This window comes from Synechococcus sp. R50.1 (assembly GCF_047462115.1).
GTDB lineage: Bacteria > Cyanobacteriota > Cyanobacteriia > Thermostichales > Thermostichaceae > Thermostichus.
Genome location: NZ_JANSIN010000026.1, coordinates 21553 through 36779 on the forward strand (window position 1 = coordinate 21553; position 15227 = coordinate 36779).

The 15227-nt window shown below is 57.5% G+C and carries 11 protein-coding genes and 1 tRNA gene; 6 read left to right on the top strand and 6 right to left on the bottom strand.

Annotated features, from left to right (window positions below):
- Window positions 1–14: 14 nt before the first annotated feature.
- Window positions 15–1430 carry an IctB family putative bicarbonate transporter gene (locus tag NW870_RS08160; RefSeq protein WP_414374783.1) on the bottom strand — a complete coding sequence of 472 codons (1416 nt, stop codon included), beginning with the start codon at window positions 1428–1430 and terminating at the stop codon, window positions 15–17.
- Between the two features lie 942 nt (window positions 1431–2372).
- Here NW870_RS08160 and holA point away from each other — a divergent pair.
- Window positions 2373–3365 carry a DNA polymerase III subunit delta gene (holA, locus tag NW870_RS08165; RefSeq protein ID WP_414341931.1) on the top strand — a complete coding sequence of 331 codons (993 nt, stop codon included), beginning with the start codon at window positions 2373–2375 and terminating at the stop codon, window positions 3363–3365.
- Here the strand turns inward: holA and NW870_RS08170 are convergent.
- From NW870_RS08170 to NW870_RS08180, 3 genes are all read right to left on the bottom strand, one after another.
- Window positions 3353–3964, bottom strand: a complete 612-nt coding sequence (locus NW870_RS08170) for a cytochrome c oxidase subunit 3 (protein WP_414341934.1) — start codon at window positions 3962–3964, stop codon at window positions 3353–3355. The genes holA and NW870_RS08170 overlap by 13 nt on opposite strands.
- Window positions 3965–4082: 118 nt before the next feature.
- Window positions 4083–5789, bottom strand: coding sequence for a cytochrome c oxidase subunit I (ctaD, locus tag NW870_RS08175; RefSeq protein ID WP_414341936.1), 1707 nt, complete (start codon window positions 5787–5789; stop codon window positions 4083–4085).
- A 77-nt stretch (window positions 5790–5866) separates the two neighbouring features.
- On the bottom strand, window positions 5867–6871 hold the full coding sequence (locus tag NW870_RS08180; protein ID WP_414374785.1) for a cytochrome c oxidase subunit II: 1005 nt from the start codon (window positions 6869–6871) through the stop codon (window positions 5867–5869).
- Between the two features lie 536 nt (window positions 6872–7407).
- On the opposite strand from NW870_RS08180, the gene NW870_RS08185 reads away from it, so the two are divergent.
- The 4 genes from NW870_RS08185 to NW870_RS08200 all read left to right on the top strand — a co-directional run bounded on the left by NW870_RS08185 (window position 7408) and on the right by NW870_RS08200 (window position 11411).
- Window positions 7408–8511, top strand: coding sequence for an FAD-binding oxidoreductase (locus NW870_RS08185; RefSeq protein ID WP_414374787.1), 1104 nt, complete (start codon window positions 7408–7410; stop codon window positions 8509–8511).
- 260 nt (window positions 8512–8771) lie between these two features.
- Window positions 8772–9467 carry a TPM domain-containing protein gene (locus NW870_RS08190; protein ID WP_011434237.1) on the top strand — a complete coding sequence of 232 codons (696 nt, stop codon included), beginning with the start codon at window positions 8772–8774 and terminating at the stop codon, window positions 9465–9467.
- Window positions 9468–9550: 83 nt separating this feature from the next.
- Window positions 9551–9623, top strand: a tRNA-Thr gene (locus NW870_RS08195).
- A 189-nt stretch (window positions 9624–9812) separates the two neighbouring features.
- On the top strand, window positions 9813–11411 hold the full coding sequence (locus tag NW870_RS08200) for a DUF6930 domain-containing protein (protein ID WP_414374788.1): 1599 nt from the start codon (window positions 9813–9815) through the stop codon (window positions 11409–11411).
- Window positions 11412–11682: 271 nt separating this feature from the next.
- Here the strand turns inward: NW870_RS08200 and fni are convergent, their stop codons facing one another.
- A complete protein-coding gene (fni, locus tag NW870_RS08205) occupies window positions 11683–12741 on the bottom strand; it encodes a type 2 isopentenyl-diphosphate Delta-isomerase (protein WP_414374790.1) in 1059 nt (352 codons plus the stop codon).
- 326 nt (window positions 12742–13067) lie between these two features.
- Here fni and NW870_RS08210 point away from each other — a divergent pair, with 326 nt between their 5' ends.
- A complete protein-coding gene (locus NW870_RS08210) occupies window positions 13068–13877 on the top strand; it encodes a response regulator transcription factor (protein WP_414374792.1) in 810 nt (269 codons plus the stop codon).
- Here NW870_RS08210 and NW870_RS08215 read toward each other — a convergent pair.
- Window positions 13874–14935, bottom strand: coding sequence for a tetratricopeptide repeat protein (locus NW870_RS08215; RefSeq protein ID WP_414374793.1), 1062 nt, complete (start codon window positions 14933–14935; stop codon window positions 13874–13876). The genes NW870_RS08210 and NW870_RS08215 overlap by 4 nt on opposite strands.
- Between the last annotated feature and the right edge of the window lie 292 nt (window positions 14936–15227).

Here is a 15227-nt window from a genome sequence, read left to right on the forward strand (position 1 = left end):
AAGCTTAAGCTACCTTAACGGGAGGAAGTCCCCACTGGCGTCTCACCAGCATCTGTAAGCGGCTGAGGGCTGAGAGAGGCCAAGCTGGCTGTAATAAGCGCTACCGCAAGCCACCACAGCATTTGTACCTGGGGACGATACCAGATGGTATCCACCAAGCCGTGGGCCATCATGCCGGTGCAAGCGGCCAAGCCTGCTGCCACCCATAGACCCTGCGGATCCCGCAAGTTGAGCAAAGTTTTCCAGCATCTCCAGCCGTGATCCCAGAGCACCAAGAGGAACCAGGCGAAAGTTAAGGAGCCGATGAAGCCAGTCTCCACGGTGAGCTGCAGAGGCACCGAATAGGCTCCGAGGGCGCTGAAGTTGCCTCGTTGGTAAAGGGGGTAGACGCGGTTAAAGGCGACATTGCCGGGGCCGATCCCCAAGATGGGAAAGTCGCGGATCATCTCCAGCACCGCCGCCCAGACGTTGATCCGAAAGTTGTTGCTGGTGTCTAGCCGCCCCCAAAAAAGGCTCTGCACCCGCAGCCGCAGAGGGCGTACCGTCAGGATTCCGAGCAACAGAGCAGCCCCCCCTCCGCCCAACAGGGCCGGCAAGGCCCAACGCCGCCAGCGGGCTGGCAAATCGACAGAATGCCACTGTGCCAACAGCACGGCCATCAGGGTGAGCATGGCCAGCCCCCCAATCCAGGCGCCACGACTGTAGGTGAGCAACAGGCAAATCAGGTTCACCGCCGTCGTAAACCCGGCCAGGAGTTTCGCTCCCCAACTGGGCCAAATCCAAGTGGCGGCCAGCCCCAGGGGAATGACCGGGATCAAGTAGCCCCCGTACAGATTTGGGTTGCGCAGATAGCTGTACACCCGCGTCAGACCTGCCAAGCCCGACTCCGGATCCACCCAGGTGGCCAGTTCTGCTGCCCCATAAAAGTATTGCCGCAGGCCGTAGACCCCCATCACCAAGCTGACCAAAAGCAGGGATCCCACAATCCCATCTCGGAATTGGGGTTTGCGCAGCAGACGATGCAACAACAGATAACCAGCCAGGTAGAGAGTCAACTTCAGCCAGCCATCCCGCGCTGCGTAGGGAACCGGAGAGAGAATCGTCGCCAAGGTGGCAATTCCCCAGAAAAGGACCAGGGGCAGATGCAGCGGCAGCCCAATCGGCGTTTCCACCAAAGTGCCCAGGCCCACCAGAGCGGCCATAGCCAGCAAAATCAGGCCCAGGATGCCGGTGGAGCTTTGCGCAGAGAAAACCCAGTAAAGCAGTACCAGCCCCAGGCCGATGCGGTCGGAAGTCTGCACCAATACGCTGCTTTTCCCCCAACTCTGCAGGGATCCCAATAGACGACCCAAAAGGCTTCCCTGCCACCAAGCCTTGATGGGAAAATCGCGCAGCAGAAAACCGTGCCACCGTTGCGTTGCTCGTTCCATAACCCTCCGGAGCCTGTTGGGCACAAGTTCATACGCCCCAAGTCACCTTCCGATTGCGTCGGTGGGACGAAGTTCTAGCTTATATCCCCAGAGGCAAGGAGACAACGAAGAAGAGCGCAACCTCTTATCGCGCCAGCCGGACAAAGTACCCCTCAACAAAAACAAAGAACCGGCTGACTCACAAGACTCTACAAGACAAAAGGCATCGAAGAGTTATCAAAGTTGGGTTTTCAATCTTAAGAACAAGTCTCTGTAAAAAGCAAAGAAGAACAGCAGGAAAAACTACAAAAAGCTCTATCTCAATCTTCAATCAAATGTTGGATTGCCGCAATCGAAGATCTCCTGACCTACCACAGACCGATTCTCAAAAGATTCTTCAGGCAACACAGGCTAACACTTGACCTTGGGATCCTCTTTCACCTTCGGCATTAGGAGAAGGGATTTGATCGCCTAAGCGGGATCCAGACCAACCTTCCTTGGCTCTAACTGCGTTCTGGGAATTGGAGTTGGAATAGTGAATCTGAATACGAGTAGGACGGCCCAGATCCAGGGCGGATCCCATGCAACGGGCTAAGATTTGCACCTTAAACTCAAACTCGCCAATGCCATCCATAATCTTTAACCCTGCAGTCTCTGCTCCTAATTCAACTGTAGGAGAAGGTCTACGAAATCTCTTCAGTGGGAATACAGAACTTTTTGGGCTGCGGAGACTTCTGGATTATGAAAGTTATGTAAAGATGCCTTTGTTTTCGCCAGACAGGGCGAGTACTTGACCTATTCTTAAACAACTTGAGTCAAGCTGGGCTCGGTATCTTCACTTGGACTGACTCCCTCCACCAAGTTGAGCAGGGATCCCGGCCAAACCGCTTAGACAAGGGGAACTGACCTACGCAAAATGGAGGAAGTAGGGGAAAAGCATCTCGTAAATCACTCGGTCGAAGCGTGCCCGTTTACCTGTACTGGGGGGATGATACCTATCGCCTGATGCAGGCGGTACAGCAGTTGCGGGATCAAGTGCTGGATCCCCACTGGGCTGCTTTTAACTACGATCGCCTGCCGCCGGAATCCACGATTGCCGGGCTCAACCAAGCCATGACCCCGCCGCTGGGATCCAACGCCCGCTTGGTTTGGCTGGAAGAGACAACACTCACCCAACATTGCCCGGAAGATCTGTGGGAAGAAGTGGAGCGCACACTGGCCCAGTTACCCCCTACCACCCATCTGCTCTTGACCACCAGCAATAAACCCGATGGGCGCCTGAAATCCACCAAAATCCTCAAGAAAACGGCCATTGTCCGCGAGTTTTCCCAACTGGCCCCTTGGGATGAGGAGGGCATTCTCCAGCAGGTGCAGCGGGAAGCTGAACAACGGGATCTGGCCCTCAGCCCGGCAGCCGCCCAGAAATTGGCCGAGGCGGTGGGCAATGACTCCCGTCGCTTGGCGATGGAATTGGAAAAGCTGGCCCTGTTTACGGCAGGTCAACAGGATCCCATTTCTCCTGAACAAGTCGAGGCGTTAGTTCCCGCCAGCGCCTACAACAGCTTTCAATTGGCGGGATCCCTGCGCAAAGGGAATCTGGAACAAGCCCTACGCATCTTGACCCATCTGCTGGATCACAACGAGCCGGCCCTGAGGATTCTGGCGGTGTTGGTAGGCCAATTTCGCACCTGGCTATGGGTGCGGCTGCTGCTGGATCAGGGAGAACGGGATCCCAAAGTCATCGCCCAGAAAGCAGAAATCGGGAATCCCAATCGGGTTTACTTTCTGCAAAAAGAGGTGGGATCCCTGAAGACCACAGCTTTACTGAAAGCAATGCAGCAGCTTTTGCAATTGGAATACAACCTCAAGCAAGGACAGCCGGAACGAGATGCCTTTCAAGAAGCGCTGATCCAAATCGTGGCTATATTGGGTGAAGGCCGAGCTCAGAGCAAGTAGAGCAGAATAAACAGCACAACCCAAACCCCATCCACAAAGTGCCAGTAGATCTCAGCAGCTTCGACGCCAAAATGATGTTGAGCGCTGTAGTGGCCGGGTTTAAAGGAGCGCCAGAGCACCGCCAAAATGAACAGCAACCCTGCCAGCACGTGAAGACCATGAAACCCCGTTAAAACATAGAAGGTGCTGGCAAACAAATTGGTGGTGAGGCCAAACTCCAGGTTGCTGTACTCATAGAGTTGCCCTGCCAGGAAAACCGCCCCCATCAGCGCTGTGAGGGCAAACCACAGCCGCAGACCCCTGACATCATCGGCCTTGATGGCCGACCCAGCTTTGTGAATGACGAAGCTGCTGGAGAGCAAGATCACCGTGTTGATCCCAGGCAAAAGCAATTCCCGCTCTGGGGTTCCCTCCGGCGGCCACACCGGGGCGGTGAGGCTATAGGCCAGGTAGGCCATGAACAGCCCTAGGAAAAGACAGCCTTCTGCCACCAAAAACATCAAGATGCCAAAGACGCGATGATCTGGGTGCTCAGCGTGGGCAGTGTGGGCCCTTGAGTGGCCAACCATCAGCGTTTCAGAGGCAAGGGATCCTTGCATATTCCTTTCCACCTAAATTCCTGAATTCCTGAGACTTCTTGAGGCTGTACAAGCAGCCCAGCCAAGACTGGAATACCCAGTGAGCAGGGGATCAGCCGCCCACCGGGCATCCGGCCTGCTAAGAAGAAGTAGGCTCCGCTTCCGCCAGTGCCAGCTCCCGCAAGCTCTGCAACTGAGCAGCAAAGTAGTCCAGCGTCTCTTTGCTGTGCAAGCCGTAGTCGTAGGGGCCAGTTAGCAGAATGGGATCCCCATAAAAGTTGTGATGGGGCGGGGGAGAAGAAGTTGTCCACTCCAGTGTCAGGGCCTGCCAAGGATTATCCCCAGCTTTTGGCCCGGCCACCCAGGAGTAGATGGCGTTAACCAAAAAGGGCAGGGTGGAAATGGCCAGAACAAAGGCCCCCACCGAGCTGATCCAGTTGAGGTCGGCAAATTGGGGATCGTACTGGGCCACCCGGCGGGGCATCCCCATCAGGCCCAGCTTGTGCATCGGCAAGAAGCACATGTTAAGGCCGACAAAGGTCAACACAAAGTGCACCCGCCCCCAAAACTCGTTCAGCAGCCGCCCCGTCATCTTGGGGAACCAGTGGTAGATGCCGGCATAGATCCCAAAGACGCTGCCGCCAAACAACACGTAGTGTAGGTGGGCCACCACAAAGTAGGTGTCGTGAACGTGGATATCCAGAGGCACCGAGGCGAGGATAATCCCGCCCAAGCCGCCGATCACAAACATCGAGACAAAACCCATGCCAAACAGCATGGCCGAGCGGAAGTGGATCTTGCCGCCCCACAAAGTGGCCAGCCAGCTAAACACCTTGATCCCAGTGGGAACGGCAATGGCCATGGTGGCGATCATGAAGAACACCCGCATCCAGTCAGGGGTGCCACTGGTGAACATGTGGTGAGCCCAGACGATCAACCCCAAAAAGCAGATGGCCAAGCTGGAGTAGGCGATGGCCTTGTAGGCAAAGATGGGCTTGCGGGCATGCACCGGCAAAATCTCGGAGATCATGCCAAAGACCGGCAAGATCATGATGTAAACCGCCGGGTGGGAGTAGAACCAGAACATGTGCTGGTACACCACCGGATCCCCGCCGCCGCTGGGGTTAAAAAAGGCCGTGCCCGCCAACAGGTCAAAGCTAAGCAAAATCAATGCACCGGCCAAAACCGGTGTTGCAATGAGGGTGAGAACAGAGGCTGCCAGCATGGCCCAACAAAACAGCGGCATGTCTTCCATCTTCATGCCGGGCATGCGCATCTTCAGAATGGTGGTGATGAAGTTCACGGCTGCCAGGATGGAAGAGGTTCCTGCCAGCAAAATGCTCAGGATCCAGAGTTCTTCCCCCACCTTGCCGCTGATCAAGCTGAGGGGGGGGTAGGAAGTCCAGCCGGCAGCCGGAGCCTCTATGAACAGGCTGGCCAAAAGCAGGATCCCTGTGGGCGGAACCAGCCAAAAGGCCACTGCATTCAGCTTGGGGAAGGCCATATCCCGCGCCCCGATCATCAGCGGTACCAGGTAGTTGCCAAAGCCCCCCACCAAAGCAGGCACGATCCACAAAAAGATCATGATCGTGGCGTGCAGGGTAAAGGCACCGTTGTACCGCTCAAAGCCGAGAAAGTCGGCCTCTGGAGTAGCCAGCTCTGCCCGTACTGCCGTCGCCAGCGCCCCTCCCACCAAGTAGAAGAAAAAGGTGGTCACCAAGTACTGGATCCCGATGACCTTGTGATCGGTGGAGAAGGTAAAGAAGCGCCACCAAGGCTCAGCAGGAAGTTCAAGTTCAACCTTCGGTGCAGCAACAAGTCTTGAGCTGTCTTGCAGCTGGGTCATTGCACAAAAGCTCCTATATCGCGTTGGCAGAATGTTGTTCCCACAAGCGCAGGCCAAAGGGGCGTCAGGGATCCCGGCTAGCCTGCGGAAGGAAGGGATCCAGAATGGGACTGGAGAGACTTCAAATCTGAGGGGGAGACGCCCAAACGCTGGTGGTGGACATGGGCAAAGGCAGACTCGGCCTCAGGGGAGCCTGGCCGAGGAGAGGGATGGACTGGCGAGAAATCTGAAACGAGGGCCAAGGTGCTGCCCTCGCCACGGGCGGCCAAAACTTGCTCCTGCTGCCAGCGCTCGAAGTCTTCCGGCGTATCCACAAACAATTGCCCTGCCATCACCCCATGATAGGGGCCGCACAGCTCTGCGCAGACAATGGGGTACTGCCCCAGTTGGGTAGGCACAAACTCCAGGTGGGTCTCTCGGCCCGGGATCACATCCTGCTTGAGGCGAAACTGCGGCACCCAGAAGGCATGGTTCACATCCAGAGCCGTCATATCCAAGCGCACCCGCTTGTTTAGAGGAAGGTGCAGCTCGCTGGCCACCAGGCCGGAATCCGGGTAGGTGAACATCCAAGCATATTGCATGCCCTGCACTTGGACGACCAGATCCGGCTGGCCCATTTCCTTCCCGGGTAGCACTACAGGGGTATAAGCGTAGCCGGGATCCCCCGCCTCAGCTTCGTGGGAAGCCTCCATCGCCATGGCTGCGTGGATATGGCCGCCGACATCAGCACCCCCGTAGATGGCCTGGTAAACATCCAAGCTGGCCAAGCCTAACCAAAGAATGATCACCGCCGGCACCGCCGTCCACACGATCTCCAACAGCACGTTGCCGTGGCTGGGATCCCCGTCGCCTTTGTCGCCTCGCCGCTTGCGGTAGCGGACAATACAGTAGAGAAGTACACCCTGTACCACCAAAAAGATCCCTGTGGCAATGGTTATGGTGCTGTTAAAGAGGCTGTCGAACAAGGGGGCTGATTCGGCAGCAGATTCGGGAAGCAGATGGTGGTTTTGCCCGTACCAAAGGCTGGCAAGGGTCAGGAGGATCCCCATAGCCACCAAGATGATGTTGCTCAGCGCACTCACGACTGCTTTTCCCCAATACAAAGAGCGTCCATCCTAGCAGATAATCTGCTCACAGCGTCTGCAAACTACCTTGCTCAACTTAATCCGTCGTTTTTTACTGTTGCCGTTTTTTATTTTTGTTTGCATTGTTTACGGAGTTTACAAAGTTTTCCGATTGTAGAGTCTGCTTCGCTGCGCACGGCTTCTCCACTAGTATCAGATAGTAGTCTGCGGGAGAGAGAAACCCTGCAGGCTTATGGATCTCTTCAGGATCTTTCAGGGTGAGCAGTGACGAGGCGGAGCTTTGGTTCCGAGATTTTCGGCAGACCTGTGTAAGGGCGGTACCACATTGAAGGCTGGCTCTGGTTGAGGGTCATCTCTCCAAGCTGAGATTTTTGCTGGCTGTAGACTGAGGTAGGGTGGGATAACCCCGCAATTGGGCTGGTTTGGACAGGTTTTCTCTCTTTAATCTCTGCTTCTGTTTAATCTCTGCTTCGCTTTCCCCAATGTCTTCTCCCCATTCACTGGCGACCTTGCTATCTGATCCAGGGGATCCCTTGCCGATCCAGACTCCATCAACGGTCTCGGAATTGGCCGGAATCTTAAAGGAGTGCCAAGGGCGGAAAGTGCTGCCGCTGGGGCAGGGGAGCAAGTGGGGCTGGGCCCACTCTGTGGAGCCGGTGGATTTGGTTCTCAGCACGCGCGGCTTACGCCGGCTCATCGACCATGCAGCCGCCGATCTCACCGTTACGGTGGAAGCCGGTATGACTTTGGCGGAACTGCAACCCATTTTGGCGGAGCGAGGGCAATGGTGGCCGGTGGATCCCCTCTATCCGGAGCGGGCTACCCTGGGGGGCATTATCGCCACTGCCGATACGGGTTCTCTGCGCTGGCGTTACGGCGGGATCCGCGACTTGCTGCTGGGCATAGCCTGGGTGCGGGCGGATGGGGAAGTGGCCAAAGCGGGCGGGCGGGTTGTCAAGAATGTTGCTGGCTATGACCTGATGAAGCTGTTCACCGGATCCTTGGGCAGCTTGGGAATTTTGACCCAGGTGAGCCTGCGGCTTTACCCCTTGCCGGCAGCTCAGTCTGCTTTGCTGGCTACAGGATCCCTGCCGGAGCTGGAGGTTTTGTGTCGGCAGGTGCTGACCGGCCCGGTTAACCCTGTGGGGGTGGATCTCTGGCTAAGGGCAGAGGGATCCCAAGTTTGGCTCAGCTTTCACGGCTCGGAGCGGGCGATTGCCCAGCAGATGGCCCAAACGCGGCGGCTGGCCCCTGCAGGGCTGACTTTGCAGGAAGTGAATCCCGACTCTCTGCCCCTGCCTCAACCCGGCTCAGGGGCGGTGCTGGCCAAGTTCGGGTGCCTGCCCAGTCAGAGCTTGGCAACACTGGAGCAGTTTCAAACCCTGTTTCCTGGAGCTCAGGTGCAACTGCACCGAGGCTGTGGGCTAGGACGGGCTTGGCTGGTTCAGCCAGAAGTGGGATCCCTAATGCAACTGCAACGCTACCTCAAGTCCGCAGGCGGATTTCTCCTGCTTCTGGAGGCTCCGCCGGCTCTGAAGAAGGCTCTTGCCCATGACTTTGGCCCGGCTGCCAGCCTAATGCGCAAGCTGAAGCAGCAATTTGACCCTGCCGGCACCTTCAGCCCCAGCTTGATATAGGCACTGCCCCTGTCACCGCTCCTTCCCCGGGATCCCTCTGGCCAAACGTCTTGTTCCGGTGCATGATAGATCTATAAGAAATTGAAACATTTCTTAACATCATTTCTCAGTATCTCAGCGTCAAAGCTAGGAGAGGGATCAGCATGAGCATCGAGTGGCAGCGGATACTCCGCGTTGGGGTGGGCTTTTGCCTTGGGCTGTTGATTGCGGTGGGCGGGGGATCCCTGACCTGGGCGCAACCTGCCCTGCCGGTGGTGCCGATGGAGTTGCCCCAGCCGCCTGTGCCGGTCTTGGACTTAGCGGATCAGTTGACCAGCAATCAGGAAGCTCAACTGGCCCAGCATCTGAACAAGTTAGAGCAAGACACCGGCTGGAAGCTGCGGGTGCTGACTCAGTTCGACCAAACACCGGGTCGTCAGGTGAAGGAATACTGGGGCTTGAATGAGCGCAGCGTTCTGATGGTGGCGGATCCCAGGGGGGGCAACTTACTGGCGTTTAATGTGGGGGATGCTGTGCGCGAGATCTTGCCACGTACCTTTTGGATTGAGCTGCAATCTCGCTTTGGCAACCAATTCTATGTGCGGGAGCACGGCACCCAACGCGCCATCCTGGAGACCGTTGATGTCTTGGATCGCTGCTTTCATCAGGGGGGCTGCCGTGTGGTGCCCGGCCTGCCTCAAGAGCAGTGGATCCTAACGCTGGTGACCTCGATTTTGGGCGGGATTGTCTTCGGGTTTGCCGGCAAGCCCCGCCATGCGGAGGAGCTGTTTAACTGGCGTTGGGCCTTGCTCATTTCTCCCCTGTGGTTCATTCTGTTCGGGGCCTTCGGTATCGGGCCGGTGGTCACACGCACGCAGGATTGGATCCCGGTGTTGCGCAACGTCTTGGGGTTTCTGGCAGGGGCTTTGGTGATCTACCTGGCTCCCATTGCTCGCCCGGCAGTGGATCAGCAGTAGCTGACTCGTGAAGTCGGCTGGGCGTCCTTCCCTGCGAGCCCCAGTTCGCAGGGGACAAATGCTAGAATCGGTGAGCAGAAATTGCTGGTGTAGCTCAGTTGGTAGAGCACTCGACTTGTAATCGAGCGGTCGTCAGTTCGAATCTGACCATCAGCTTCTGGTGCCATGGAACTTGGCTCTGCTGTCTCCTCTCGCTGAAGCCGAACTCAGCTTCTACACTGGTGGTTAGATTGGCATTAGCGGGATCCCTGGGTCTTGTTGACAGGAGGCCAAGGCCGATCCCTGCTCAGTTTGGCATACCTACTCAGCCGATTGGGTTGTTCTCCTGATTCTCCTTGGATGTCTATGTCCGGTCTCCCAGCCGCTACGGTTCGTCGATTGCAAAAGCTGCCCCAGGTGCCCTCCGTGTGGGAAGGGGATCGTCACAAGCTCTCAGGATCGCCACCCATGGGATCCCAAACGGAAGGGGAGTGCATTCTTTGGGTAGATGGCGTTCAGGGCGTGGTACGGGCCATGGAAGTGGTGCCCGCCGATTCTGGCTTTGAGCCGATGGTGCGAACCTTGATTGTGGCCATGGAGCGGCCCCATGCTGCCTCACCTGCTCGCCCCCAGAAGATCATCGTGCGGGATCGAGAGGTGCAATTTTTCTTGCGCGGCATTCTGCACGAGCTGGACATTAAGGTGGAATGCCAGCCGGAATTGCCTCTAATCGATGAGATCCTTCAGAGCTTTGAAGAGGCCAACGAACGGATCCCTCCCCCTCTGCCGGAACACTATGTTGAGTTGCTGGCCGGCAAAGCCCTTACCCTCTGGCGAGATGCTCCCTGGGATTACCTAGAGGATCACCAAATCCTGGCGATCGACCTAAATCACTGGGATATCCAAACCCTTTACGTCTCGGTCATGGGGCGGTTGGGCATGGAGTATGGGGTACTTTTCTATCGCTCGCTGCCCTCCCTCAAACAGTTTCGCCAGGATGCGGGCCAGCCGGATACTCCCGAAGAGATGGAGGAAGCCTTCCTCAGACAAGATTGTCTCTATCTCACATTCCAAGCTCGCAATCCTGAACTTAACGAACTGCCGGATCTGGACTTGGCAGATTTGGATCCTGAGGAAGTTGAGCCGAACTTTGGCACCATTCACCCCCTGGAAGGCTTGCGCGTGACTTTGCAGGAGGACGAGGCAGCGGTCTTATCGGTGGCCCTGGAAGCCTTGCATCGCTTCTTCAAGCAGTACCACCGCAAGCTGGAAGATGACTTTCGCTCCTATCAAGGTCGGTACCGCATTCCCAACCCCCAAGAGAAGGGAGCAACCCTTTCGGTGCAGGTGCGCACTCTGCCGGACGTGGCTGAAGAGCTGCTGGAGCTGGAAGGGGAGGAGGAAGAACCTGCCCAAACCCTGCTGCGGGATGATTTGGTGCCGGAAGGGGCGCAGATAGGTCTGGGGGTCTTGCCGTGGACAACGGTGGAAATGCTGCGGCGCACGGGGCAATGGCATCCCCTCCCCCAAAGCAAGCTGGTGAAAAATGGAGAAGGGCTGCCGGTGGTGATTGTGCGCACCTCTCGATCAAAAGCAAAGCAGCTCATCGAGAATTTGCGTGGGGAAGGTGGGCCGCAAGGCGTTTGTTTCAACACAGGGGTGGATCCCTTCGATGGCGATCGCTACGACCTGGAAATTGTGCAAACGGGCAATCGTGACCTGCACCTGTTTGGGGAGTTTCCCGAAGATGATCCCGTCCACTCCATGGCTCGCAAGCGCTGGGAGCGGCGTTGCCGCGATACGGGTGGCTATTGCGGCTTGGTGGTGGCAATGGGAGTGAATTCTGCCCGTCCAGAGCTGCAAGTGCGCCACATTCTGGCCCTGTTTGAGATGCAGGCTTTGAACCCAACGGGACTGGGACTGGGGCCGATGGTGCGAATTAGCCGAGAATTGCCTTTGCCTTGACCGTCCAGATGGAGGCAGGTTAGGTGCTGCTGGTAACCTGAGCAACTTTCTCCCAGCCGGGATCCCTTCTTTCTATCTCTGGCAGGTTTACCGGGCGGTGATTCGGTTTTTCCAGGGATCCACGCTATCTTGGCTCTGGTTCTCTCCTGGGTGCTGACCGGCAAAATAGCTCGACAAAGCATCTCGACAAAGCATCTCGACAAAGCATACAGTGGCCCTATCATCTGGGGGCTCTGGTATTGACCCTCAGTTTGTGGCAAGTGCTTGGAGTTTAGGGCAAGGGATCCCAAGTATCCTGCCGCCGCAGAGTGGCTTGTCGCAGCCGGGCCAAGTTGGCCGATCCGGTGCAAAAGGCAGCAATACGTAGCTCCTCGATCACGGCACGAAAGGTGTCCACCACCGCCTGCATCTGTCCTTGGGAGACGGCGTGTAAAGCGGGGGCGGCCATACCTATCACATCGGCTCCCAGACGGATGGCTTTGGCCGCGTCGATGCCATTGCGGATGCCACCGCTGGCCACCAGGGGTAAGTCCGGCAGCAGGCGACGAATTTCCAGCAGGGACAAAGCCGTTGGGATCCCCCAATCCCTAAAGCTGTGGGCGATGCGTTTCTTGAGAGCATCTGGTTGGCGATGGGCCTCCACCTCGCTCCAACTGGTGCCGCCCGCTCCCGCCACATCTAGGGCCGCCACACCGCATTCGGCCAGCCGCTGGGCTACCTTAGCACTGAGGCCATTGCCCACTTCCTTCACCACCACGGGCACCGGCAACTGCGCCACCAACTGTTCGATGCGGCCATACAATCCACGCCAGTCGGGATCCCCTTGGGGTTGAACCGCCTCCTGGAGAGGATTGAGGTGCAGAATCAATGCATCCGCCTCGATCATCTCCACCGCCCGTCGCGCCTGCTCCACCCCATAACCGTAGTTGAGCTGAACGGCACCCAGGTTGGCCAGCAGCAAAATATTCGGGGCCACTTGGCGCACCTGGTAAGTCCGGGCCAGCTCTGGATGTTCCAAAGCTGCCCGCTGGGATCCCACCCCCATGGCAATGCCCAACTGTTGGGCGGCGGCGGCCAGTTGTCGGTTCAACTCACGGGCAGCCTTTGTTCCCCCCGTCATGCTGCTGATGAGCAGGGGTGCCTGTAGGCGTTTTCCCAAGAACTCGCAGCTCAGGTCGATCTCCGACAACAGCAGCTCCGGCAACGCCACGTGCTCAAAGAAAAACCGCTCAAAGCCGGTGCGGATCCCTTTGGCAGCCACATCCTGCTGCAGAACAATGTCCAGGTGATCCTGTTTGCGCTCGGAAATGGGGGGGAGAGAATTGGCCATCGCGTCAGCAGTGCAGAGCCCTTTGGTCTTGGTAGAGATTGTCAGTCTACAACGCCGTGCGCTGCCAAAGGCGAACAGCATTGCCCGTTCGCGCTAGCGGGACGGAGTCCAAGGTGACTCGCTATCTACAACGACAGCGGTGCGGTTCCCGGTAGGGTGCCGTAGGCATGGCACTGTCGCGTTAGCGGTGCGGTTCCCGGTAGGGTGCCGGAGGCATAGCACTGTCGCGTCAGCGGTGCGGTTCCCGGTAGGGTGCCGGAGGCATAGCACTGTCGCGTCAGCGGTGCGGAGCACTATGATGTGGGCGGGATCCCAACCGGACAGCCATGCAACCCTTGCACATCTTGCTGGCAGAAGGCAACCCTCATCTGCGCAGCTTGCTGTGTTGGCATTTGCAACAGGCCGGACACCAAGTTTGGGCAGCAGAGACCCTTCGCCAGGCAAAGACCCTGCTGCAACAGCAGCCCATTCACCTGCTGATTTTGGATGCGGAGCTGTCCAACCGCGGCGGGCTGCAACTGTGCCAGTGGGCCCATCGCCAATGTGATCTGTTAATTCTGCTACTCTCCCACCGGGGATCCGAGGCGGATATCATCGCCGGCCTGGAGGCAGGAGCGGACGATTACCTCACCAAGCCCTTCAGTATGCAACTGCTGGATGCCCACCTTCTAGCCTTGGCTCGGCGACGACAGCGGCATATTCCTCCCACCTTTCTGCAGTATGGGGATCTCAAAATTGACCTGGTGCAACGGCGCGTTGCCCTGGCCGGGGAAGGGATCGACCTCACGCCTCAGGAGTTTAGCCTGCTGATGGTGCTGGTGCAGGCGGATGGGGATCCCGTCTCTCGTCTAGAGCTGCTGGAGCGAGCGTGGCCGGATTCCACCGATAACCCTCGCACCGTCGATACCCACATCCTCTCGTTGCGCAAAAAGCTGGAACGGGATCCGCGCCAGCCCAGCTTGATCCACACAGTACGCAATGTCGGCTACTGCTTCGGTCTCAACCCCCCGCTGCCTCAGGAACAGAAAACCGTTTCAGTGGCTGCAGGCGTTTCGGGATCTGGGCCTCAGCGGCAGCGTCGTGGAGTTGCAGCGTCAGGGGAGGCACCTGCAAATCAATCAATCAAATCCCGCTAGGCAGATTGCGCAGGATCCCAGTCGGGATCGCTCAGTTGCAGCAGAGACCGGCGCACCCGCTGCTCCAGAGCCAGGTTGTGATGTTGGCGGCTGACCTGCAGAGCTGCTTGCAAATCCGAAAAAGCTGTCGCTTTATCCCCCATATTCCAGTAGGCCAGCCCTCGTCCGTACAACCCATACTCGTCGGAGAGGTCAATCCGGTTCATGTCCGCTTCCAGGCGAAAGGCCCGCTCGTAGTCATCTAAAGCCGCTTTGATCTCCCCCAGCGCATAGAGAAGGTTGCCCCTGCTGTAGAGGACGTTGGGCTGCTGGGGTTCTATTTCTAGGCTGCGGCTGAGGTCGGCAATGGCCTCGTCAAAGTGATCACCACAGGCATAAGCCACACCCCGCTGGTAGTAATGGGCTGGGCTGGGATCCCAGTCAATAGCCTGCGACCAATCGGACAAAGCCGCCTCCCAGGTGCCCAGGTAGCTGTGTAAACGGGCCCGCTGGGAATGGGCAAGCGCTGAGGTGGGATCCAAGCGAATGGCTTCATCCAGATGAGCTAGGGCCAAAGGCAGGGATCCCTGTTGCATGAGCAGGTTGGCCAAGCTGAGGTGGTGGGGGACATTGGGGTGTAGGCGCACCAGCTCAGCAAACTCCGCCGTTGCTCCCTGGAGATCCCCCTGAGATTGACGAATCAGCCCGCGATAAAAATAGGGTTCTGGTCGCCGCGGGGCCAACCGGATCGCCTGGCCGAAATCCTCCAGGGCCTGGGGAACTTGGCCGAGGGCAAAGTAGGCTTCTCCCCGCAAAATGTAGGCGTTGGCCAGGCAGGGATCCCGTTGCAGAGCCAAGCTGAGCTGTTCAATAGCCCCCGGCAAATCCCGGTTCAGCCACCGTTCTCGACCACGGTTGTAGGCCAAGATGGCCGGACGGGTAAAGGCAGAGATGGCGGCTGCACCCACCAGGCCCATCACTGCCAAAAGACGATCCTGCCGCCAGCTGGCCATGCTCCCCAGCAACAGGGCAACCGCAATCAAAAGGCGCAAACCGGCAGAGTCGTGGGCTCTGAACATACTGCTCTGCACCGCTGTTACGAACGTATCCTGTTTTTTTAATCTGCTCGCGAGCTTCTCTCTGATTCTGCCCGATTTGGCAGCGAAAAACGCCGAACAGCTCAAGCCCAAAAAGCTCCCGTAGCTCACTTGGATCAAGAGTAGAAAGGGGATCCCCGTGCTCCTCCCAACCCTTTAGGTGTGAGCAGTTGCCCTCCCTCCTGGCCTGCTAACGCGAGAGCATGACTCTAGTCAATAATAAGCTCAACTATACTGAAAATAATGTATAATATGTTCAGTACGGATTACTACC

What these genes read in the sequence shown, in the direction of transcription:
- NW870_RS08190 (WP_011434237.1), top strand. Translation starts at nt 8,772, where the DNA reads ATGGAGTTGCCCCAGCCGCCTGTGCCGGTCTTGGACTTAGCGGATCAG.
- NW870_RS08170 (WP_414341934.1), bottom strand. Translation starts at nt 3,964, where the DNA reads ATGCAAGGATCCCTTGCCTCTGAAACGCTGATGGTTGGCCACTCAAGG.
- fni (WP_414374790.1), bottom strand. Translation starts at nt 12,741, where the DNA reads ATGGCCAATTCTCTCCCCCCCATTTCCGAGCGCAAACAGGATCACCTG.
- NW870_RS08215 (WP_414374793.1), bottom strand. Translation starts at nt 14,935, where the DNA reads ATGTTCAGAGCCCACGACTCTGCCGGTTTGCGCCTTTTGATTGCGGTT.
- NW870_RS08210 (WP_414374792.1), top strand. Translation starts at nt 13,068, where the DNA reads ATGCAACCCTTGCACATCTTGCTGGCAGAAGGCAACCCTCATCTGCGC.
- NW870_RS08200 (WP_414374788.1), top strand. Translation starts at nt 9,813, where the DNA reads ATGTCCGGTCTCCCAGCCGCTACGGTTCGTCGATTGCAAAAGCTGCCC.
- ctaD (WP_414341936.1), bottom strand. Translation starts at nt 5,789, where the DNA reads ATGACCCAGCTGCAAGACAGCTCAAGACTTGTTGCTGCACCGAAGGTT.
- NW870_RS08160 (WP_414374783.1), bottom strand. Translation starts at nt 1,430, where the DNA reads ATGGAACGAGCAACGCAACGGTGGCACGGTTTTCTGCTGCGCGATTTT.